This window comes from Lentzea sp. NPDC058436, assembly GCF_042721515.1.
Taxonomy (GTDB): domain Bacteria; phylum Actinomycetota; class Actinomycetes; order Mycobacteriales; family Pseudonocardiaceae; genus Lentzea.
Genome location: NZ_JBHXLF010000020.1, coordinates 36,288 through 56,949 on the forward strand (window position 1 = coordinate 36,288; position 20,662 = coordinate 56,949).

The 20,662-nt window shown below is 69.3% G+C and carries 27 protein-coding genes; 20 read left to right on the top strand and 7 right to left on the bottom strand.

The window, feature by feature from the left end; genetic code table 11:
- Window positions 1-93: 93 nt before the first annotated feature.
- Complete coding sequence (gene hemW / locus ACFWN2_RS38285) at window positions 94-1,302, top strand: radical SAM family heme chaperone HemW (protein WP_382435457.1); 1,209 nt, start codon at window positions 94-96, stop codon at window positions 1,300-1,302.
- Between the two features lies 1 nt (window position 1,303).
- Here hemW and ACFWN2_RS38290 read toward each other — a convergent pair whose 3' ends face one another.
- Window positions 1,304-1,519, bottom strand: coding sequence for a hypothetical protein (locus tag ACFWN2_RS38290; protein WP_382435458.1), 216 nt, complete (start codon window positions 1,517-1,519; stop codon window positions 1,304-1,306).
- A gap of 124 nt (window positions 1,520-1,643) precedes the next feature.
- Here ACFWN2_RS38290 and hrcA point away from each other — a divergent pair, with 124 nt between their 5' ends.
- From hrcA to ACFWN2_RS38320, 6 genes are all read left to right on the top strand, one after another.
- Window positions 1,644-2,666, top strand: coding sequence for a heat-inducible transcriptional repressor HrcA (gene hrcA, locus ACFWN2_RS38295; protein WP_382435459.1), 1,023 nt, complete (start codon window positions 1,644-1,646; stop codon window positions 2,664-2,666).
- A 43-nt stretch (window positions 2,667-2,709) separates the two neighbouring features.
- Window positions 2,710-3,858 (top strand): molecular chaperone DnaJ, encoded by a 1,149-nt coding sequence (gene dnaJ, locus ACFWN2_RS38300; protein ID WP_382435554.1) that lies wholly within the window; start codon window positions 2,710-2,712, stop codon window positions 3,856-3,858.
- Window positions 3,855-4,586 carry a 16S rRNA (uracil(1498)-N(3))-methyltransferase gene (locus ACFWN2_RS38305; RefSeq protein ID WP_382435460.1) on the top strand — a complete coding sequence of 244 codons (732 nt, stop codon included), beginning with the start codon at window positions 3,855-3,857 and terminating at the stop codon, window positions 4,584-4,586. The genes dnaJ and ACFWN2_RS38305 overlap by 4 nt, the downstream gene beginning before the upstream one ends.
- A 684-nt stretch (window positions 4,587-5,270) precedes the next feature.
- A complete protein-coding gene (locus ACFWN2_RS38310) occupies window positions 5,271-5,927 on the top strand; it encodes an alpha/beta hydrolase (RefSeq protein ID WP_382435461.1) in 657 nt (218 codons plus the stop codon).
- A gap of 9 nt (window positions 5,928-5,936) precedes the next feature.
- Entirely contained in the window at window positions 5,937-6,527 is a 591-nt protein-coding gene (locus ACFWN2_RS38315) for a TetR/AcrR family transcriptional regulator (protein WP_382435462.1), read from the top strand.
- A gap of 8 nt (window positions 6,528-6,535) precedes the next feature.
- Window positions 6,536-6,853, top strand: coding sequence for a histidine triad nucleotide-binding protein (locus tag ACFWN2_RS38320; RefSeq protein WP_382435463.1), 318 nt, complete (start codon window positions 6,536-6,538; stop codon window positions 6,851-6,853).
- A gap of 38 nt (window positions 6,854-6,891) precedes the next feature.
- On the opposite strand, the gene ACFWN2_RS38325 is transcribed toward ACFWN2_RS38320, so the two are convergent.
- Together ACFWN2_RS38325 and ACFWN2_RS38330 are read right to left on the bottom strand one after the other, a co-directional pair.
- On the bottom strand, window positions 6,892-7,674 hold the full coding sequence (locus ACFWN2_RS38325; RefSeq protein ID WP_382435464.1) for a GNAT family N-acetyltransferase: 783 nt from the start codon (window positions 7,672-7,674) through the stop codon (window positions 6,892-6,894).
- A gap of 14 nt (window positions 7,675-7,688) precedes the next feature.
- Window positions 7,689-8,438 (bottom strand): GNAT family N-acetyltransferase, encoded by a 750-nt coding sequence (locus ACFWN2_RS38330; protein ID WP_382435465.1) that lies wholly within the window; start codon window positions 8,436-8,438, stop codon window positions 7,689-7,691.
- 145 nt (window positions 8,439-8,583) lie between these two features.
- Here ACFWN2_RS38330 and ACFWN2_RS38335 point away from each other — a divergent pair, with 145 nt between their 5' ends.
- The 11 genes from ACFWN2_RS38335 (at window position 8,584) to ACFWN2_RS38385 (ending at window position 17,066) form a co-directional block, all read left to right on the top strand.
- Window positions 8,584-9,633, top strand: coding sequence for a PhoH family protein (locus tag ACFWN2_RS38335; protein WP_382435466.1), 1,050 nt, complete (start codon window positions 8,584-8,586; stop codon window positions 9,631-9,633).
- A 5-nt stretch (window positions 9,634-9,638) separates the two neighbouring features.
- On the top strand, window positions 9,639-10,184 hold the full coding sequence (ybeY, locus tag ACFWN2_RS38340) for an rRNA maturation RNase YbeY (protein WP_382435467.1): 546 nt from the start codon (window positions 9,639-9,641) through the stop codon (window positions 10,182-10,184).
- Window positions 10,185-10,188: 4 nt separating this feature from the next.
- The gene (locus ACFWN2_RS38345) at window positions 10,189-11,478 is read left to right on the top strand and encodes a hemolysin family protein (RefSeq protein WP_382435468.1); all 1,290 of its coding nucleotides are present in this window, start codon (window positions 10,189-10,191) and stop codon (window positions 11,476-11,478) included.
- The gene (locus ACFWN2_RS38350) at window positions 11,471-11,803 is read left to right on the top strand and encodes a cytidine deaminase (protein WP_382435469.1); all 333 of its coding nucleotides are present in this window, start codon (window positions 11,471-11,473) and stop codon (window positions 11,801-11,803) included. The genes ACFWN2_RS38345 and ACFWN2_RS38350 overlap by 8 nt, the downstream gene beginning before the upstream one ends.
- 23 nt (window positions 11,804-11,826) lie before the next feature.
- On the top strand, window positions 11,827-12,723 hold the full coding sequence (gene era, locus ACFWN2_RS38355) for a GTPase Era (RefSeq protein WP_382435470.1): 897 nt from the start codon (window positions 11,827-11,829) through the stop codon (window positions 12,721-12,723).
- A gap of 163 nt (window positions 12,724-12,886) precedes the next feature.
- Window positions 12,887-13,639, top strand: coding sequence for a DNA repair protein RecO (gene recO / locus ACFWN2_RS38360; RefSeq protein WP_382435471.1), 753 nt, complete (start codon window positions 12,887-12,889; stop codon window positions 13,637-13,639).
- A gap of 47 nt (window positions 13,640-13,686) precedes the next feature.
- Window positions 13,687-14,511 carry an isoprenyl transferase gene (locus tag ACFWN2_RS38365; protein ID WP_382435472.1) on the top strand — a complete coding sequence of 275 codons (825 nt, stop codon included), beginning with the start codon at window positions 13,687-13,689 and terminating at the stop codon, window positions 14,509-14,511.
- A complete protein-coding gene (locus ACFWN2_RS38370) occupies window positions 14,508-14,909 on the top strand; it encodes a YbjN domain-containing protein (RefSeq protein WP_382435473.1) in 402 nt (133 codons plus the stop codon). The genes ACFWN2_RS38365 and ACFWN2_RS38370 overlap by 4 nt, the downstream gene beginning before the upstream one ends.
- Window positions 14,910-14,932: 23 nt before the next feature.
- Window positions 14,933-15,358, top strand: coding sequence for a hypothetical protein (locus ACFWN2_RS38375; RefSeq protein ID WP_382435474.1), 426 nt, complete (start codon window positions 14,933-14,935; stop codon window positions 15,356-15,358).
- Entirely contained in the window at window positions 15,355-16,365 is a 1,011-nt protein-coding gene (locus ACFWN2_RS38380) for a permease (RefSeq protein ID WP_382435475.1), read from the top strand. Before ACFWN2_RS38375 ends, ACFWN2_RS38380 begins: the two co-directional genes overlap by 4 nt.
- Window positions 16,362-17,066, top strand: a complete 705-nt coding sequence (locus ACFWN2_RS38385) for a TIGR03943 family putative permease subunit (protein WP_382435476.1) — start codon at window positions 16,362-16,364, stop codon at window positions 17,064-17,066. The genes ACFWN2_RS38380 and ACFWN2_RS38385 overlap by 4 nt, the downstream gene beginning before the upstream one ends.
- On the opposite strand, the gene ACFWN2_RS38390 is transcribed toward ACFWN2_RS38385, so the two are convergent.
- Genes ACFWN2_RS38390 through ACFWN2_RS38400 form a run of 3 tightly spaced genes read right to left on the bottom strand, consistent with a single transcriptional unit; the run spans window position 17,067 to window position 18,102 of the window.
- The gene (locus ACFWN2_RS38390; protein WP_382435477.1) at window positions 17,067-17,465 is read right to left on the bottom strand and encodes a Fur family transcriptional regulator; all 399 of its coding nucleotides are present in this window, start codon (window positions 17,463-17,465) and stop codon (window positions 17,067-17,069) included.
- Window positions 17,462-17,812, bottom strand: a complete 351-nt coding sequence (locus ACFWN2_RS38395) for an ArsR/SmtB family transcription factor (RefSeq protein ID WP_382435478.1) — start codon at window positions 17,810-17,812, stop codon at window positions 17,462-17,464. The genes ACFWN2_RS38390 and ACFWN2_RS38395 overlap by 4 nt, the downstream gene beginning before the upstream one ends.
- Before the next feature lie 11 nt (window positions 17,813-17,823).
- Window positions 17,824-18,102, bottom strand: a complete 279-nt coding sequence (locus ACFWN2_RS38400; protein ID WP_382435479.1) for a hypothetical protein — start codon at window positions 18,100-18,102, stop codon at window positions 17,824-17,826.
- 17 nt (window positions 18,103-18,119) lie between these two features.
- On the opposite strand from ACFWN2_RS38400, the gene ACFWN2_RS38405 reads away from it, so the two are divergent.
- The gene (locus ACFWN2_RS38405; protein WP_382435480.1) at window positions 18,120-18,497 is read left to right on the top strand and encodes an antibiotic biosynthesis monooxygenase family protein; all 378 of its coding nucleotides are present in this window, start codon (window positions 18,120-18,122) and stop codon (window positions 18,495-18,497) included.
- Here the strand turns inward: ACFWN2_RS38405 and ACFWN2_RS38410 are convergent.
- Complete coding sequence (locus tag ACFWN2_RS38410; RefSeq protein WP_382435481.1) at window positions 18,481-19,155, bottom strand: tetratricopeptide repeat protein; 675 nt, start codon at window positions 19,153-19,155, stop codon at window positions 18,481-18,483. The genes ACFWN2_RS38405 and ACFWN2_RS38410 overlap by 17 nt on opposite strands.
- A gap of 93 nt (window positions 19,156-19,248) precedes the next feature.
- Here ACFWN2_RS38410 and ACFWN2_RS38415 point away from each other — a divergent pair, with 93 nt between their 5' ends.
- On the top strand, window positions 19,249-20,634 hold the full coding sequence (locus tag ACFWN2_RS38415) for a glycine--tRNA ligase (protein ID WP_382435555.1): 1,386 nt from the start codon (window positions 19,249-19,251) through the stop codon (window positions 20,632-20,634).
- Window positions 20,635-20,662: the final 28 nt, after the last annotated feature.

A 20,662-nucleotide genomic window follows, 5' to 3' on the forward strand; every position in this document is an offset into this window, starting at 1 on the left:
CTAGGCTGGTTTCACTCAGTAATATCTCTGTCACAGACAGACACATCCGCTGGCTGTGCACCGCCGTTCGGGCTGTAGGGGACACTGGTGGGCATGCCCTCCGCTCTGCCCGAAGGCGAGCCCGCACCCGCCGACGGTTCGCTTCCCGCGTCCTCCCTGGCCGGCATCGGCTCGCGCCCCTTCGGCATCTACGTGCACGTGCCGTTCTGCGCGACCCGCTGCGGCTACTGCGACTTCAACACCTACACGCCCGGCGAGCTCGGCACCTCCGCGTCGCCCGAGTCGTGGCTGGAGGGCCTGCGCCGCGAACTGGACCTCGCCGCCTCGGTGCTGGGGACCGCGCCTCCGGCCGAAACCGTGTTCGTCGGCGGTGGAACGCCTTCTCTGCTGGGCGCTTCGGGTCTTTCCGACGTGCTGGACGCCGTGCGCCAGTCGTTCGGCCTGGCCCCCGGCGCCGAGGTGACGACGGAGTCGAACCCCGAGTCGACCTCTTTTTCGTTCTTCGAGGGTATCCGTGAGGCCGGCTACACGCGTGTGTCGCTGGGCATGCAGTCGGCCGCACGGCACGTTCTGGCCGTGCTGGACCGCAAACACACGCCCGGCCGTCCAGGCGAAGCCGCCCGTGAGGCGCGTGCGGCGGGGTTCGAGCACGTGAACCTGGACCTGATCTACGGCACGCCGGGGGAGCGCCCCTCCGACCTGGCCTCCTCGCTAGACGCCGTGCTCGATGCCGGTGTCGACCACGTGTCCGCGTACGCGTTGATCGTGGAGGACGGCACCGGCCTGGCCCGCCGCATCCGCCGTGGCGACCTGCCCATGCCCGACGACGACGTCCTCGCGTCGTCGTACGAGATGGTCGACTCGGTTCTCTCGGGCGCCGGCTTCTCCTGGTACGAGGTGTCGAACTGGGCGACTTCTGCGGAAGCCCAGTGCCGCCACAACGTCCTGTACTGGCGGGGTGCCGACTGGTGGGGCTTCGGCCCCGGCGCGCACAGCCACATCGGCGGCGTGCGCTTCTGGAACGTGAAGCACCCGGCCCGCTACTCGTCCCTGCTCGCCTCTGGCGCCTCACCGGCAGCGGGCCGCGAGATCCTGTCGGCCGAGGACCAGCGAGTTGAACGGGTGCTGCTGGAACTCCGCCTGGCCGAAGGACTCCCTCTCGACGTGCTGGACTCCGAAGGGCGCGAGGAAGCCAAGCAGGCGATCGCCGACGGTCTGCTAGAGCCGTTGGACGACCGGTGCGTGCTGACCGACCGGGGCCGCCTGCTGGCCGACGCCGTCGTGCGGCGCCTGCTGCCCTGACTCAGCGGGCGCGCAGGTCGTGCTGGCTGTGCACCTCGACGATCTGCTCCCCGCGCTTGCGGTAGGTCGCCGTGCCCCACCACAACCCGTCCTGCCTGCGAGCCTCCTCCCAGACGACGGTGCCCTCCCACCACTCGTCCTCGCTGTGGACCAGGCACGGTCTCCCCGGTTCGGGACCTTCCTCATCAGGTGGCCTGAGCCACACCACGTTCCCCACGTTTGGACCCTAGCGAGCACCACCGACAAAAACAGAGCCCTGATGGAGCACGACTTCAGACGGGGCACGGTGTCCCAGACCGGCTGGGTAAACTCGGGGACACGGGACACGGAGGTGAACAGCGATGAACGCCGATGAGCGTCGGTTCGAGGTGCTGCGCGCCATCGTCGCCGACTACGTGTCCAACCAGGAGCCCGTCGGTTCGAAAGCCCTGGTCGAGCGGCACAACCTGGGTGTCTCCAGTGCGACCGTGCGCAACGACATGGCCGCCCTGGAGGACGACGGGTACATCGCCCAGCCGCACACCAGTGCCGGGCGCGTGCCCACGGACAAGGGGTATCGGCTCTTCGTCGACAAGCTGAGCGAGATCAAGCCGCTCTCGCAGGCCGAGAAGCGGGCGATCCGCAGCTTCCTCGACGGGGCGCTCGACCTCGACGACGTGATGCGCCGCAGCGTCCGGTTGCTCGCGCAGCTGACGCGGCAGGTGGCGGTGATCCAGGTGCCCACGTTGTCGCGTGCGGCGGTGCGTCACCTGGAGGTGCTGCCGATCACGCCGTCGCGGCTGATGCTGGTGCTGATCACGGACACGGGGCGGGTCGACCAGCGGATCGTCGAGCTCGGGGACGTCATCAGCGAGGAGCACACGGCCCAGTTGCGCGGTGTGCTGAACCAGGCGATGGCCGGGCAGCGGCTGGCCGACGCGAGCGCCAAGGTCGCCGAGTTGCCGGACGAGGTTCCGTCGAACCTGCGCGACCCGATGCTGCGAGTCGCTACTGTGCTCATCGAGACGTTGGTGGAGCACCCCGAGGAACGGCTGGTGCTCGGCGGTACCGCGAACCTCACGCGCAACATCACCGACTTCCCGGGCTCGCTGCGGCAGGTGCTCGAGGCGTTGGAGGAGCAGGTCGTCGTGCTCAAGCTGCTGGCCGCCTCACGTGACCCCGGTCGCGTGCTGGTGCGGATCGGCGAGGAGAACGAGGCCGCTGAGATGCGCAGCACTTCCGTGGTGTCCATCGGCTACGGCAGCCGGGACAACCCGCTCGGGGGCCTCGGCGTCGTCGGACCGACGCGCATGGACTACCCCGGGACCATGGCGGCCGTGCGCGCGGTTGCCAACTACGTCGGTGAGATCCTGACCGGTCGTTGACCACACGTACTTGCAGTAGTTGATGAACATGAAAGCGAACAAGGTGGCCAGGGATTACTACGGCATCCTCGGTGTCTCGCAGACCGCGACACAGGATGAGATCAAGCGCGCCTACCGCAAGCTCGCCAGGCAGCTGCACCCGGACGTCAATCCCAACGAGGAGGCCCGCTTCAAGGAGGTGACGGCCGCCTACGAGGTGTTGTCGAACCCCGAGAAGCGCCGCGTCGTCGACCTGGGTGGCGACCCGCTCGACTCCGGCGGCGGTGGCCGCGGTGGCGGTGACCCGTTCGCGGGCTTCGGTCTCGGCGACATCATGGACGCCTTCTTCGGTGCGCAGTCCGGTGGTGGCCGCGGCCCGCGAAGCCGCGTGCAGCCCGGTTCCGACGCGCTGATCCGGCTCGACATGACGCTGGAGGAGTGCGCGGCCGGCGCCACGCGCGAGCTGACGGTCGACACCGCGATCCTGTGCGACCGCTGCCACGGCGCGGGCACCCAGAACAACTCCAAGCCCGTCCAGTGCGACACCTGCCACGGCCGCGGCGAGGTCCAGTCCGTGCAGCGCTCGTTCCTCGGCCAGGTCGTGACGTCCCGTCCGTGCCCCGTGTGCCGCGGCTACGGCGAGGTCATCCCCGACCCGTGCCAGCAGTGCGCCGGTGACGGCCGCACGCGGTCGCGCCGCACGATCTCGGTGAACATCCCCGCCGGTGTCGCCGAGGGCATGCGCGTGCGCCTCGCGGGCCAGGGCGAGGTCGGCCCCGGTGGCGGCCCGGCCGGCGACCTCTACGTCGAGGTCGAGGAGCACCCGCACGAGATCTTCGAACGCGACGGCTCCGACCTGCACTGCATCGTGCAGATCCCGATGACGACGGCCGCTCTGGGCGCCACGCTGCCGTTGAAGACGCTCGACGGCGAGGAAGAGCTGCAGATCGACCCCGGCACGCAGCCCGGCACGCAGCTGGTCATGACCGGCCGCGGCATGCCGAAGCTGCGTTCCACCGGGCGCGTCGACGGCCGTGGCGACCTGCACGTGCACCTCGAAGTCGTCGTGCCGACCAAGCTCGACGCCGCCCAGTCCGCGCTGCTGCGCGAACTGGCCGAGATGCGCGGCGAGAGCGAGCCCTCGCTGTCGCACAACGGCAAGGGCGGCGGCGGGCTGTTCTCCCGCCTGCGCGCCTCACGCGGCCACCGGTGACCCTGCCCGTCTTCCTCGTCGAGGCGCTGCCCTCGGGCGAGGAGTTCGTGCTCGACGGCCCGGAAGGCCGCCACGCCGCCACGGTCAAGCGCCTGCGCGTGGGCGAGGAACTCGTGCTGTCGGACGGGTCCGGAGCCCAGGTGCGGTGTTCCGTGGTGGCGGTCGAACGTGACGCGCTGTCGGTGCGCGTGGTCGAACGCTGGGTCGAACCGGAGCCGGCACCGCGCGTCGTGCTCGCCCAGGCGTTGGTGAAGGGTGACCGCGGTGAGCTCGCCGTCGAACTGGCCACCGAGGCCGGAGTGGACGGTGTCGTGCCGTGGCGCGCCGCCCGGTGCATCACGAAGTGGGAGGACGGGCCGCGCGGCGCGAAAGCGTTGGGGCGCTGGCGTTCCACGGTCCGCGAGGCGGCCAAGCAGGCACGCCGTTCACGAGTGCCGGTCGTCGACGAACCCGTGAGCACGACCCAGCTCTCTCATCGCGTGTCGTCGTCGGCGCTCACCCTCGTGTTGCATGAGAGCGCTACCGAACGCCTCGCCGACGTCCCGCTGCCGGAATCCGGAGACGTGCTGCTCGTAGTCGGTCCAGAAGGCGGCATCACGCCCGAGGAACTCGACGCGTTGCGATCATCGGGTGCACGGATCGTCCGATTGGGCCCAACCGTTCTGCGTGCATCCACCGCCGCCGCGGTTGCTCTTGGTGCGCTCGGGGTGCTCACCGCGCGCTGGTGACCCCGATCACTACCGAGATGAACATCGGATGGATTGGCTTGACGGAAGTTGTAGCGAATCGCAGGCCGATGGGGTTACCCTGGTTTGCAGAGGGGCTGATTGGTCTATCCGGAAACGGAGTAGACGAATAGGCTCTTCTGACCAAAGGACTCGCCGGACACCTCCCCCCTCGGTCCGGCGTCGGCGCCTCGCGGCGAAGCGACCCCCAGGCTTCGGACCGCGAGGCGCCTCCAAACTTCTTTTGCCCTTGGCTGCTCGGCGCCTTCGGCGCCTCGCCTGTCGGCGAAGTTTGCCTGTTTTTGGGGGCCGAGCCCCCAAACCCCAGCCGGCGGGCTTCGCCCCCGGACCCCCGGCCGCCTCGCCTTCGGCGTTGGCGGCCCATCCGGCGTCGGCCTTGGCGTGACCTCGCCATTCGGTGCGTGGCCTCATCGTCAGGTGTGTTGGCGTGGTTGTGGCCTCATCGTCGAGTGCTGGCCCGTCGTGGCCTTGTCATCGTGTGCTCGTTGGCTTGGGTGTGCCCTTGTTGTCGTGGGTGCTCGCTCGGCGTTGGGTGCATTCGCTCTGTTGTGGGGTCGTCATCGTGTGTGGTTGATGTGTCGTGTGTGCGGCTGGGTGGCTGGTGTTCTTGTCTGGCTGGTTGTGGCGTTTTCTTGTTAATTCTTGGTGGTGTCGTAAGTTCTGCGTGTGCAGCGAATTGCTTACGGTGACCATCCCAGTCAGTTCGGCGAGCTTTACCTTCCTGACGGCGTAGCGCAGGGTGCCGTTGTCGTCATTCACGGTGGTTTTTGGCATCAGCGGTATGGCCTGGAGCTCGGACAGCCGCTCGCCGAGGTGCTCGTGGGTGACGGCTTTGCCGTCTGGAACGTCGAGTACCGGCGGCTCGGCGGCGGCGGTGGGTGGCCGCAGACGGGTGAGGACGTGCTCGCCGCCATCGAGGCCGTTGATATCGGGCCCGTGGTGACTCTCGGGCACAGCGCTGGTGGGCACCTTGCTGTCTGGGCGGCCAAGCGGAGTGCTCGTGTGGCCGGGGCCGTCGCTCAGGCCGCGGTGCTGGACTTCACGCGGCACATCACGCCTCGGGCGTTGGAGCTGTGTGGCGAGGAGCAGTTCGCGGAGGCCTCGCCTGCGGCGTTGGTGCCCATCGGGAAGCCGGTGATCTGCGTGCACGGCGATCGGGACGAGGACGTGCCCGTCGAGCAGTCGATCGGGTTCTGCGCCGCCGAGCCGCAGGCCGAGCTCGTCGTCGTGGAAGGGGCCGGGCACATGGACGTGATCACGCCGGGCACGGTGGCCTGGGAGCGGTGCCAGACGGCTGTCCGCACGCTTGCGCGCGACTGCTAGAAAGGGCCGGTGCCGAAGGTTGTCGACCACGAGGAACGCCGCCGTGAGCTAGCCGAGGCGGTGTGGCGCATCGTGCGGCGGGACGGGATAGACCACGCGTCCGTCCGTGCCGTCGCCGCCGAGTCCGGGTGGTCGAGCGGGTCGCTTCGCCACTACTTCCCGACGCAGGACGCGCTGCTGGGGTTCGCGATGGAACTCGCGTACCGGCGGTTCATCGGCCGGCTGGAGAAGATCGACACCGCCGCCGGCAACCGGGAGGTGCTGCGGTCGTTCGCGCACGAGATGCTGGCGCTGGACGACGACCGCCGGATCGAGGCCGCGGTGCTGCTGTCGTTCCTGCCGCGGGCCATGGTCGAGCCCTCGCTGCACGAGCTGGAGCGACTCGGCACGCGCGAGCTGTACGACGGGATCTCACGCGTTCTCGTGGCCGCGCAGGAAGCCGGTGAACTGCGGGACGGCGTCGTGCCGCTGACGGCCGCGCGGCGGCTCATCGCGCTGGTCGACGGGCTCAACATCCACCACGGGCTCGGGCCCGACGAGCTCACCGCCGCCGACATGGTCGAGGCCGTCGACCAGCAGCTCGACGCGCTCTTTGTTTAGCTTGGGGCATGTCCTGCCTGTTCTGCCGGATCGTCGACGGTGAGATCCCCGCGACGATCGTCCACGAGACCAAGACGACGCTCGCGTTCCGCGACATCCAGCCCAAGGCCCGCGTGCACGTGCTGCTCATCCCGCGCGAGCACGTGCCGAACGCCGTCGACCTGAACGGCGACCAGCTCGGCGACCTCTTCGCCGCGGCCAAGGAGGTCGCCGACGCCGAGGGTGTCGCCGAGACGGGCTACCGCCTGCTGTTCAACACCGGACCGGACAGCGGCCAGGAGGTCTTCCACGCCCACCTGCACCTTCTCGGTGGTGAGAGGCTCTAACTCCGGTTATCAGGCCGCGCGTTTCAGTCCGGAGCCCTCTACCCCAGGGCCTGCAGCAGGGGAGCGCGGTAGCGGGCACGGTCGCCGGGCAGCTTCTCGGCGCCCCGGACCATCCACGTGGGAGCGCCCCACGACTCCAGGCCGTGCGCGCGGACGAACGCGATCACCTCCGGGTCGTGCACGTCGACGCGCACGCTGGCGACGCCGGCCGCGCAGTCGGCGATGAGCGCGCACGTGTCGGCGGAGGTGTCCGCGATGATCGGGCCGATGAGCATCCGCTGGTCGCGGACCTGCCACGTGCCCGCGACGCCGTGGCCGGAGATCCGGATCGTTCCGTTGGCGAGCAGGAACTCCCACAGGTACGGCCGCGTGATGCCGGTGACCTTGGTGTCGAGCGCGACGACGTCGTCGAGGTCGGCGGCGGTGGCGATATGCGATATATCAGCTGCCTCGCCCGTGAACGTGCCCGCGTGGATGTCGGTGAAGCCGACGGCGCGGAAGCCCAGCTGCTCGTAGAGCGGGCGGCCCATGTCCGTCGCGAACAACGTCGACACACCCGTATCCAGTACATGGGACACCAGCCGGCGGGCGTGGCCCTGACGCGCGGCGCGTTCGGCGACCAGCACCATGCTGATCGACGCCAGCTCCGGGTAGCGCGTCACGATCGTCGTGCCGACGAGGCCTTCCGCGTCGAACAGTCCCCAGCCCTCGCCGTGCGTGAGCAGGAACTCCCACTTCTTCTCCTCACGCGGCCACGACCGGCTTTCCGCCAGGTCGGAGCACGCGGGGATGTCGTCCAGTTCGAGTCGTCGCAGTTCCAACACAGACTCCCCAGTCATCCGAGTGCGTGCGAGGCCGGAGCGAAGTAGCGCGAGCGGTCGCCCGGCACGTCCGCGGCGCCCCGCACCATCAACCTGCAGCCGCCGGCGCGCTTCTCGAACCCCTGCCCCAGCAGGAACGCGGCCACGTCGGCGTCGTCGGTGTCGACCCGGACGTCGCCGGCGCCGGCCGCCATGTCCGCGACCAGCTCGCAGGCGGCCTCGGCGGTGGGGGCGATCAGCGGACCGATCGTGACCCCGCCGGGGTTCGGGCGGGTGGCGACGACGCCGTCGTCCGACATCAGCACGGCGTACGGCGACGACGGCGCGAGCAGCCGGTCCCACAGCGCCGGCCGGGTGTAGCCGCTGACCTCGCGGTCGAGCTCCGCGAGTGCCGTCGCGTCGGCGGGTGTCGCCTCCCGCGTCACGCCGGGGGCGTCGCCGGTGAACACGCCGTGGAAGTCGGCGGTCTCCCCGACGGGGTGAAAGCCGAGCCGCGCGTAGAGCGGCTCGCCCATCGCCGTCGCGTACAGGACCGAAGGACTGATATCCAATATATTGGACATCAGTTGTGTCCCGATCCCGCGACGTTCCGCCCAGGACGCGACCAGAACGCCGCTGATCGCCTGCATCTCGGGATAAGGCGTCGTCAGCGCCGTGCCGAGCAGCCCGGACGAGTCGAACGCGCCGTACCCCGGACCGAGGGCGAGCATCATCTCCCACTGCGCCGGCGGCCACGTCCAACCGCGGTCCGTGATGAGCTTCATGCACTCGGGTACGTCCTCGACGCCAAGCCTGCGGATCTCCACAGCTCCCGAGCACACACGGTGAGCAATCCGGTAGCCACTCATTTTCGGCCGGACTAGCATCGACGGCACCAGATCCGAGCGACAGGAAGCAGGCCGGGGCCACGTGGCCGACGAAACACAGCAGAACAACAAGGAAGGTCAGTCCCGGTTCGCCGTACCGGAAGGTGCGGTGCTCACGCTGCTCGGGTCGCGTGACGAGAACCTCCGGCTCGCGGAGGAACTGCTCGACGCCGACGTGCACGTGCGCGGGAACGAGATCACCTTGTCCGGCGACCCCGCCGACGTGGCCTTCGCCGAGCGCGTCTTCTCGGAGCTCATCACCCTCGCGGGCCGCGGCCAGCCGATCGACCAGAACAGCGTCCGCCGCACCGTCGCGATGCTCAGCGCGAACGACGTCGAGTCGCCCGCCGAGGTCCTCAGCCTCGACATCGTCAGCCGCCGCGGTCGCACGATCAGGCCGAAGACGCTGAACCAGAAGCACTACGTCGACGCGATCGACAAGAACACCATCGTGTTCGGCATCGGCCCCGCCGGCACCGGCAAGACCTACCTCGCCATGGCCAAGGCCGTGCAGGCGCTGCAGAACAAGCAGGTCAACCGCATCATCCTGACCCGCCCGGCCGTCGAGGCGGGCGAGCGCCTGGGCTACCTGCCCGGCACGCTGTACGAGAAGATCGACCCGTACCTGCGCCCGCTCTACGACGCGCTGCACGACATGGTCGACCCGGAGTCGATCCCGCGCCTCACGCAGGCGGGCACGATCGAGGTCGCACCGCTCGCGTTCATGCGCGGCCGGTCGTTGAACGACGCGTTCATCATCCTCGACGAGGCGCAGAACACGACGCCAGAGCAGATGAAGATGTTCCTCACCCGGCTGGGCTTCGGCTCCAAGATGGTGGTGACGGGCGACACGACCCAGGTCGACCTCCCCGGCGGCCAGCGCAGCGGCCTGCGGGTCGTGCGGGACATCCTCGACGGCGTCGAGGACGTGCACTTCTCGGAGCTGACCAGCCAGGACGTGGTCCGCCACCGCCTGGTCGGCGACATCGTCGACGCGTACGACAAGTGGCATGTCCAGCAGGACGTCCTGGACCAGAACACGCAGCACCACGGACCCGGTGCACGGCGGGGTAACCAGCGGCGAGGACGATAGGCGCCGTGAGCATCGAGATCGCCAACGAGTCGGGTGTCGGAGTCGACGAGGGTTCCATCGTCTCCGCCGCCCGCTTCGCGCTGGACCGCATGGGCGTGAGCCCGCTGGCCGAGCTGTCCGTCCTGCTCGTGGAGCTGGACGTGATGGCCGACCTGCACGAGCGCTGGATGGACCTGCCGGGTCCGACGGACGTCATGGCCTTCCCCATGGACGAGCTGGACTCCGCGCGCCGTCCCGACGCGGCAGGCCTCGGGCCCGCGCTGCTCGGGGACATCGTGCTGTGCCCCGCGTTCGCCAAGGACCAGGCCAAGAAGGCGGGCCACAGCCTGCTGGACGAGCTGCACCTGCTGACCGTGCACGGCGTGCTGCACCTGCTCGGCTACGACCACGCCGAGCCCGCCGAGGAACGTGAGATGTTCACGTTGCAGAACCGCATCCTCGCGGACTTCCGCACGGCGCGCGACGACGCCGAGAGGGCCGCTCACCAGCGCAGCACCGACGACAAGGTGCTCGGCGCGGTCGGCCTCGACGAGAAGAACGAAGAAGCCTGACGCGATGAGCGCGAACCCTGCCAGTGTGATCGTGCTGGCCGTTCTGCTCGTGCTTGCCGCCGGCCTGTTCGCGTGTGTGGATGCCGCTCTCGGCACCGTGTCACGCGCACGGGTGGAGTCCCTGCAACGGCAGGGGCGCTGGGGCACCGGGCAGTTGTTGCAGGTCCTCAACGACCGGCCGCGGCACGTCAACCTCTTGCTGCTGCTGCGCCTCGCGTGCGAGATGTCGGCGGCGGTGCTGGTCACGACGGTGTTCCTGGACTACGTGGAACAGGACTGGGTCGCCGTCCTGTACTCGTGCCTGAGCATGCTCGTCGTGTCGTACGTCCTCGTCGGCGTTGGACCGCGCACGCTCGGCCGTCAGCACCCGTACGCCGTGAGCCTGCTCGCCGCGGGCACGGTCCGGCAGCTCGGGCGCGTGCTCGGGCCGTTGAGCAAGCTGCTGATCCTCGTCGGTAACGCCATCACCCCTGGTAAGGGCTTCCGCGAGGGTCCATTCAGCTCCGAGGTCGAGCTGCGCGAGCTCGTCGACATGGCGCAGGAACGCGGCGTCGTGGACGAGGGCGAGCGCGAGATGATCCACTCGGTGTTCGAACTGGGGGACACGATCACGCGCGAGGTCATGGTGCCGCGCACCGAGATCGTGTGGATCGAGCAGTCCAAGTCGTTGCGGCAGGCGCTCGCGCTGTCGTTGCGCACGGGCTACACCCGCGTGCCGGTGATCGGCGAGAGCGTGGACGACGTGCTCGGCGTGGTGAACCTCAAGGACATGATGCGGGCCACGCTCGCCGAGGACGAGGACCCGAAGAGCGTCTCCGAGCTGATGCGGCCGATGAGCTTCATCCCCGACTCGAAGCCCATCGCGGACCTGCTGCGCGAGATGCAGGTGTCGCGCAGGCACATGGCGATCGTCGTGGACGAGTACGGCGGCACCGCGGGCCTGCTGACCATCGAGGACATCCTCGAGGAGATCGTCGGCGAGATCACCGACGAGTCCGACACCGACGACCGCCCGCCGGTCGAGCACCTGGACGACGGCGCGGTGCGGGTCAGCGCGCGGCTGCCGGTGGACGACCTCGACGCGTTGTTCGGCACCGAGCTCGACGACCACGAGGTGGAGACCGTCGGCGGCCTGCTCGCGCAACGGCTCGGGCGCGTGCCGCTGCCGGGTACCGAGGCCGAGATCGCGGGCCTGCGCATGCGGGCGGAGGGCGGCAAGGACGAACGCGGCCGCATCCGCGTGACCACTGTGCTCGTGCGTCCTGTTCAGAAGGAGACGGAAGAAGATGACTGACATCGATCCCGAGGACGCCAAGCTCGTGACGCTCGCACGGTCCGTGCGCGCTCGTAACGGCGCCGCGGAGGGTGCGGCCGTGCGCGACCTCGACGGCCGCACGTACAACGCGTCCACGGTGGCGTTGCCGTCGTTGAAGCTGTCGGCGTTGCAGGCCGCGGTGGCCGCTGCCGTGTCGAGCGGTGCCCTGGGCCTCGAAGCCGCGGCCGTGGTGACGGACGCGGACGGGCTCGACGACGTGTCCGTGCAGGCCGTGCGCGACCTGACGCAGACCGGTCCGGTGCTGCGAGCAGACGCGTCCGGAGAGGTCAAGGAAGTCCGCTGAGCGGGTTGAGCGACAATGGGCGGATGGATGGTTACCGCTCCGGGTTCGCGTGCTTCGTCGGCCGCCCGAACGCAGGGAAGTCGACGCTGACGAACGCTCTGGTGGGCACGAAGGTCGCCATCACGTCCAGCAAGCCGCAGACGACCCGTCACACGATCCGCGGCATCGTGCACCGCGAGGACGGCCAGCTCGTGCTGGTCGACACGCCCGGTCTGCACCGGCCGCGCACGCTGCTCGGCCAGCGCCTGAACGACCTGGTGCGCGAGACGTGGTCGGAGGTCGACGTGGTCGGCTTCTGCGTGCCCGCCGACCAGAAGGTCGGCCCCGGTGACAAGTTCATCGCCGCCGAGCTGGAGAAGGTCGCGAAGCGCACGCCGGTGCTGGGCATCGTCACGAAGACGGACCTGGTGTCGCAGCAGCAGGTGATGGAGCAGCTGCTCGCGTTGCAGAAGGTCATGGAGTTCGCGGAGATCATCCCGGTCTCCGCGGTCGACGGGTTCCAGGTCGACAAGCTGAGCGACCTGCTGCTGCAGAAGCTCCCCGAGGGCCCGCAGCTGTTCCCGGACGGCGACCTGACCGACGAGCCCGAGCAGACGCTGGTCGCCGAGCTCATCCGCGAGGCCGCGCTCGAAGGCGTGCGTGACGAGCTGCCGCACTCCATCGCCGTGGTGGTGGAGGAGATGGCGCCGCGCGAGGGCCGCAAGGACCTGATCGACATCCACGCGTTCGTGTTCGTGGAGCGGCCGTCGCAGAAGGCGATCATCCTGGGGCACCGGGGCGAGCGGCTCAAGCAGGTCGGCATGGAGGCCCGCAAGCAGATCGAACGCCTGCTGGGCAGCCGGGTGTACCTGGACCTGCACATCAAGATCGCCAAGGACTGGCAGCGGGACCCGAAGCAGCTGCGCCGCCTGGGGTTCTAGTGCCGTGACCTCCGATCTTCACCGCGTCTTCCGGCGCCCAGCAGGCCACCTCACGGCACCGGCCCCGCGCCCCCACATGCCCGATATGAGGGCGCGGGGCCGGCACCGCGATGCGACCGTCTGAACGTCGAAACACGAGGCAAAGACCGGAGGTCACGGCACTATGGCCAACCTGTACCGCGACACCGGAGTCGTGCTTCGCGTGCAGAAGCTCGGTGAAGCGGACCGGATCATCACCTTCCTGACCCAGCGCCACGGCAAGCTCCGCGCCGTGGCCAAGGGCGTGCGCAAGACGTCGTCGAAGTTCGGTGCTCGGCTGGAGCCGTTCTGCCACGTCGACGTGCAGTTCTACCCCGGCCGAACGCTCGACATCATCACGCAGGTGCAGACGCTGGACGCGTTCGGCGTGGGGATCGTGAGCGACTACCAGCGCTACACGGCGGCGTGCGCGATCGCCGAGACCGCGGACCGCCTCGCGGCCGAGGAGGGCGAACCGGCCCTGCGGCTGTACATGCTCGTGGCCGGGGCGTTGAAGGCGTTGTCGACGGGGGAGCGTGACCCGTCGTTGTTGCTGGACGCGTTCCTCATGCGTGCGATGGCGTTCGCCGGGTGGGCGCCGGCGGTGAACGAGTGCGCGAAGTGCGGCGATCCCGGTCCGCACCGGGCGTTCAGCATCCAGGCGGGCGGCTCGTGCTGCCCGAACTGCCGTCCCGCCGGGTCCTCGTCGCCCTCCCAGGACACGCTGACGTTGCTGTCGGCGTTGCTGCACGGGCAGTGGACCGTGGTCGACGAGATCCCGGCCATCGCCCGCCGGGACGCGAGTGGCCTGGTCGCGGCACATCTGCAGTGGCACCTCGAACGGCAGCTGCGTTCGTTGCCGTTGGTCGAGCGAAAGGCACAGCCGGCGGACGGCTAATGTGGCGCCTACCCGACAACGGTTTTCGCGAAAGGAAGCTCAGCACAATGCTGCGTCGTCGCCGCTCCGAGCGTGAGAAGCGCGTCCCGCGCCCGCCGGAGCCGCACGAGTCCGGTGCGACGCCCCCGGACATCCCGCTCGACCTGGTGCCCCAGCACATCGCGATCGTGATGGACGGCAACGGCCGTTGGGCTAACCAGCGCGGGCTGTCGCGGGTCGAGGGCCACAAGCGCGGTGAGCAGGTCGTGCTCGACGTCGCGAAGGGCTCCATCGAGCTGGGCGTGAAGTGGCTGTCGCTCTACGCCTTCTCCACCGAGAACTGGAAGCGCAGCCCCGAAGAGGTCCGCTTCCTCATGAACTTCAACCGCGACGTGATCGCGCGCCGCACCGACGAGCTCGACGAGATGGGCGTCCGCATCCACTGGGCCGGCCGGTCGCCGCGCCTGTGGGGCAGCGTGATCAAGCAGCTGCAGGAGGCCGAGGTCCGCACGGCCGAGAACGACGTGCTGAACCTCGTCATGTGCGTGAACTACGGCGGGCGCGCGGAGATCGGTGACGCCGCCCGCGAGGTCGCGCGCCTGGTCGCCGCCGGGAAGATCAACCCGGACAAGGTCGACGAGCGCACGCTCGCGAAGTACCTGTACAAGCCGGAGATGCCCGACGTCGACCTGTTCATCAGGCCGTCCGGTGAGCAGCGGATCTCGAACTTCCTGCTGTGGCAGTCCGCGTACGCCGAGATGGTCTACCAGGACATCCTGTGGCCCGACTTCGACCGCCGCGACCTGTGGCGTGCCGCCGAGAAGTTCGCCGGCCGCGACCGCCGCTTCGGTGGCGCCGTCGACAAGCCCGGTGAGGAGGTGGCGTCGTCGTGAACGCGAGTGGTGAGGCCCTGGAGGCCGCGCGCAAGGCGTTGGAGCTGTTCCACGACGTCTCCGTGGACGACGACGGCGCGCTGAGCTTCCGCCACGGCGACGTGCCGTGCGCGGTGCAGGGCATGGAGCTGGCCGAAGGGCTGACCGTGCTCTCGCTGACCGTCGTGGTCGCGTGGGACCTGCCCGGTGACGCGGCCGTGTGGGTCGCCGAACGCGCCGGTCAGGGCCTGTTCGGCACGCTCGGCGTCATCTCGTCCGAACGCGGTGGCACGGACGTGATGCTGCGCTACGCGTTCCCCGCGGACGGCCTCAAGCCCGAACCGTTGAGCACGCTGCTCATGCTGGTCGTCTCGACCGCGTCGCAGGTGCGCGGCGAGCTCCTCTCCCGCTTTTCTTGAGAAAGGACCCTTCGATGGGTGGCGTGATCATTTACGAGCCGGAAGAGGACTCGGACGTCAACGAGTTCCCCTGGACCGTCACGTTCGAGCCCTCGGGCGGCGACGAATGGGACTCGTTCATCTGCGGCCCGTACGAGCGCGACCACGCCGTCGCGCTGGCCGAGGCCGTGGCGCTCGACGACGCCGAGGGCGGTGTGCTGGCCATCGTGAAGCCGATGCTGCCCGCACTGAGCGCCGAGGACGTCTCCGCCACCATCGAGGAGCTCCGCGAGGCAGCCCTCGAAGAAGAGGCCGACGACGAGGAGACCGTCAACGGCACGCCCGTCGACTTCGACGACGACGAGCTCGTCGAGGAGGACGCCGAGTTCGACGAGCCGCCGTCGCCGGAGGAGATCCGCGAAGGCATGGCGCGCACGTACCGCCGGCTCCTGGACCTGGACTCGGAGTGACGATCACCGGCGAGATCCGCTCGCCGAAGCGGCGCTCAGGCCCGCCTCGGCTGAAGATCACGTCGTTGGAGGTGCTGTGCGGGATCCTCGTTCTCGCACTGCTCTTCCAATCTCGGCTCGTCGACCTGCTCGACGTGCCGAAGCTGCGCACGGCGTCGACCGTGTTCGTGGCGATCTGCGTGCAGGCGATGCCGTTCCTCGTGCTGGGCGTGCTGATCTCGGGCGCCATCGCGGCGTTCGTGCCGGCCTCGGCCCTGCGCAAGCTGCTGCCGTCCAAGACCTCGCTGGCCGTGCCCGTCGCCGGTGTCGCGGGCATCGCTCTGCCGGGCTGTGAGTGCGCCTCGGTGCCGGTCGCGCGGCGGCTGATGCAACAGGGCGTCGCCCCGGCCGTTGCGCTGACGTTCCTGCTGGCCGCGCCCGCCGTGAACCCGATCGTGCTGGTGTCGACCGCCGTGGCGTTCAACGACACCCCGATGATGGTCGTCGCGCGGTTCGTGGGATCGCTGCTGACGGCGATGGTCATGGGCTGGCTGTGGGTGCGCTTCGGCAAGATGGAGTGGATCGCCGAACGCGCGCTGGCGCGCATGGGTGACCACTCCGGGCAGAACAAGTGGTCGGTGTTCGCCGAGAGCGCGCGGCACGACCTCGTGGACGCCGGCGGGTTCCTGGTGCTGGGCGGGCTGTTCGCGGCGGCGTTCAAGACCTTCGTGCCGGTCGCGTGGATGCAGACGCTCGGCGGCCAGATCGTGCTCGGCGTGATCGTCATGGCGTTCCTCGCGGTCATCCTGGCGCTGTGCTCGGAGGCCGACGCGTTCGTGGCCGTCGCGTTCTCCGCGCTGCCCCTGTTGCCCCGCTTGGTGTTCCTAGTCGTCGGCCCGGCCGTCGACGTGAAGCTGATCGCGCTGCAGGCCGGTGCGTTCGGCAAGTCCTTCGCCTTCCGCTTCGCACCCGCCACCTTCGTGGTGGCGATCCTGTGCGCGGTCGTGTCGGGAGTGGTGCTGCTGTGAGGCGCGAAACCCAGAACATCCTGCTGGTCCTGCTCGGCGGGGCGCTGCTGAAGATCAGCTTCTCCGGGCTGTACCTCAGGTACGTCCAGAAGAGCCTGCTGCCGCTGCTGATCGCGGCCGGCGTGATCATGATCGGCCTGGCGCTGTTCGCGATCATCCGGGACATCCGGCGCGGCAAGGCCGTCTCCGAGGACGGCCACGAGCACTCGCACTCGTCGCGCTCGACGTGGCTGATGCTGCTGCCGGTGCTGGCGGTCTTCCTGATCTCACCGCCCGCGCTGGGCGGCGACGTCGTGAACTCGGCCGCCGACACGAACCAGACGCAGCGCTCCCGCAACCTGCTCGGCGAGCTGCCGTCCGGGGACGTCATCCCGCTGTCCATGACGGAGTTCGTCACGCGCACGGCGTGGGACGAGTCCGGGACGCTGGACGGCCGCCGGGTGAAGCTGACCGGGTTCCTGCTGCGCGCGGAGGGCGAGACGTACGTCGCGCGGCTCGCGATCTCCTGCTGTGCCGCCGACGCGCGGCCGTTGAAGGTCAGGGTGACCGGGGACGTGCCGTCGCTGCCCGACGAGCAGTGGGTCGAGGTGACCGGTCAGGTCGTGCCGAAGTCGGCCAGCGAGAAGAACTCGTGGGTGCCGAGCTTCACCGTGGAGTCGTTCACGCCCGTGGCCGAACCGGTCGAACCCTACGAGAGCTGACTACTTCAGGCCCTTGGCCGTGCACTCCGCGCACGTTCCGAAGATCTCGACGGTGTGGCTGACCTCGGAGAAGCCGTTCTCGGCGGCAACGCGGTCAGCCCACTTCTCGACGGCGGGGCCCTCCACCTCGACCGTGCGGCCGCAATGGCGGCACACGAGGTGATGGTGGTGGTGCGCCGAGCAACGGCGGTAGATCGCCTCGCCCGAGTCGGTGCGCAGGACGTCCACCTGGCCTGCGTCCGCGAGGGACTGCAGGGTGCGATAGACCGTGGTCAGGCCGATGCCCTCGCCGCGGCGGCGCAGCTCCTCGTGCAGCTCCTGGGCGCTGCGGAACTCGTCGAGCTGGTCGAGCAGGTTCGACACAGCGGTGCGCTGCTTGGTGGACCTCAGTCCGGTCACAACTTCTCCTCGACGTGCGTCACAGCGTCCACCACGATGTGCGCCAGATGTTCGTCCACCAACCGGTACACGACCTCACGGCCGTGCCTCTCGCCGTGCACCACGCCCGCCGACTTCAGCACCCGCAGGTGCTGACTGATCAGCGGCTGCGCGACTCCCAGCGCCTCGACCAGCTCGTGCACGCAGCGGTCGTGCTCGCGCAGCTGCAGCACGATCGCGATGCGGACCGGCGCGGCCAGCGCGCGCAGCAGGTCGCCGGCCTCGGCGAGGGTGTGCGCGGAGCGGGACGGCGCGGGCGCGGGCGCCTCGCGTTCGGGGGAGTGCTCGCCGTGCAACTGGACGGTCATGGCGGCGCACCTCACCTGGTAGGGATTTTCAGAACCAATTCTACGGTGATGACGAGCAGTACCAGCAGGACCACCACGCGCAATGTGCGTTGAGCTGGGGAAAGAACCTTCCAGGTGGCTGCCAGCAGCACTCCGGCGCCCAGGATCAGCACGCCGAGCAGCACCGCGCCGAGGGTGCCGCCCACGAGCACGCCGGTGATGAACAGACCGAGCACGAGCACGAACGCCACGACGGGGCGCACGCGCGCGAGCGGGCCGTCGCCGGGCAGGAGAGGGCGCTTGGAGGTCACCGTGCCATCCTTGCACCGTGCTGCTGGTGTGCCGCTTCCGCGTGTCCGACCCCGAGACGTTCACCGCGCGCGTCGAGCAGGCGCTGGCGCTGCTGACGGCCCAGCCGGGGTGCCGCCGGGGCACGCTGGCCAGGTCGACCGACGAGGACGACCGCTGGGTGCTGACCGTCGAGTTCGAGTCCGTGGTGGCCTACCGGCGCGCGATGTCGCCGTTCCCCGTGCGCGAACACGTCATCCCGCTGCTGTCCGAGGCGCTGACCGACGAGCCCGCGATGTACGAGCCGACGCTGACCAGCGCTGACGGCCAGGTCGAGACGCACACCAGCGTGCTCGCCGAGGACGCGTTCACGGTGCGGCTCGGCGAGGCTGCCGGGCCGTCTAACCCGCGGCGATAGCTTCCATCTCCTTGACCCACTCCTCCTGCGAGTCGTGGGGGAGGAGTTCGAGGGCCCTGCGCGCGGCCGCCGCGGCCTCCTCGGTGCGGCCCAGCGCGTGCAGCGTCTTGGCCTTGCCGCTCTCCGCGTACGCCTCGGGCGTCTTCTCGAACGCCTCCAGCGCCTCGTCGAAGCGGCCGTTCTCGAAGTAGAACCAGCCGAGGTTGTTGTGCAGCGGGCCGAGCCAGCGCACCAGTCCCGGGTTCGCGACGACGATCTCCAGGCCCTGCTTCGTCCACTTCTCGGGGTCGTCGACCAGCGACGCCATGTGCGCGGCGTCGACCGCGAGCGACAGGTCACCGCGGGTCTTGGCCAGGATGAACGCCGCCACGAACAGCGGCTGCGCGGCCTCGGGGTCGCCGCCGGAGCGGTGCAGCCTGCCGCGTTCGAGCAACGCCCGCATCCTGCCCGTCGAGTCGGGCGCGACGAGCGTCTCCGCCTCGTCCAGGAGACGGTGACCCGCGGCGAAGTCCTCGCGCAGGCCCTCGACGCGGGCGAGCTGGGTCAGCACCTCCGCGCGCTCGTCGTCGGTCTCCACGTCACCCAGGAACGCGCGGAACCTGGCCTCGGTGCCGTCCAGGTCGGCGAAGTCCCACAGCTCTCGCAGCCGGTCTTCCATTCGTGCAGGGTAAGGCTCCGGTCGCCCGTTCGGGGCTCAACGTGACGGGCTAGGCTTGAGCCCCCGATTCGCATTCCCCCGATGGAGTTCCCCTTGCCCGCCGATCGCATCGAGACCGTTGTCAGCCTCTGCAAGCGCAGGGGGTTCGTCTACCCGTGCGGGGAGATCTACGGCGGTACCCGCTCTGCGTGGGACTACGGACCTCTCGGCGTCGAGCTCAAGGACAACATCAAGCGCCAGTGGTGGAACTTCATGGTCCGCGGCCGCGAGGACGTCGTGGGCCTGGACTCGTCGGTCATCCTGCCGCGTGACGTGTGGGTCGCCTCCGGTCACGTCGAGGCGTTCGTCGACCCGCTCGTCGAGTGCGAGTCGTGCCACAAGCGGTTCCGCGCGGACACGCTGTCGGAGGAGTACGCGGAGCGCACCGGCAAGGAGGTCGCCGAGGGCGACGTCTCCGACGTGCCGTGCCCCAACTGCGGCGTGCGCGGCTCCTACACCGAGCCGAAGATGTTCAACGGCCTGCTCAAGACGCACCTCGGTCCGATCGAGACCGAGGAGGGCCTGCACTACCTGCGCCCCGAGACCGCGCAGGGCATCTTCACGAACTTCCTGAACGTGCAGACGACGTCGCGCAAGAAGCCGCCGTTCGGCATCGGCCAGATCGGCAAGTCGTTCCGCAACGAGATCACGCCGGGCAACTTCATCTTCCGCACCCGCGAGTTCGAGCAGATGGAGATGGAGTTCTTCGTCGAGCCGGGCACGGACGAAGAGTGGCACCAGTACTGGATCGACGAGCGCACCCGCTGGTACACGGACCTGGGCATCTCGAAGGAGAACCTGCGTCACTACGAGCACCCGAAGGAAAAGCTGTCGCACTACTCGAAGCGGACGGTCGACGTCGAGTACCGCTTCCAGTTCGGCGGCCAGGAGTGGGGCGAGCTCGAGGGCATCGCGAACCGCACCGACTTCGACCTCACCACGCACTCGAACCACTCGGGCGTCGACCTGTCGTACTTCGACCAGGCGACGAACTCGCGCTTCAAGCCGTTCGTCATCGAACCGGCGGCCGGTGTCGGCCGCCCGATGATGGCGTTCCTGCTGGAGGCCTACACCGAGGACGAGGCCCCGAACGCCAAGGGCGGCGTGGACAAGCGCGTCGTGCTGAAGCTCGACCGCCGTCTCGCACCGGTCAAGGTCGCGGTGCTCCCGTTGTCGCGCAACGCGGACCTGTCGCCCAAGGCCCGCGACCTCGCGACGGCCCTGCGCCGCAACTGGAACGTCGACTTCGACGACGCCGGCGCCATCGGCCGCCGCTACCGCCGCCAGGACGAGATCGGCACGCCGTTCTGCGTGACGGTCGACTTCGACACGCTCACCGACCTCGCCGTGACGGTGCGCGAGCGCGACACGATGTCGCAGGAGCGCGTGGCGATGGACCAGCTGGAGTCGTACCTGGCCGCGCGCCTGATCGGCTGTTAGTCCGAACTGCTCCGTTCAGCCGCATCCG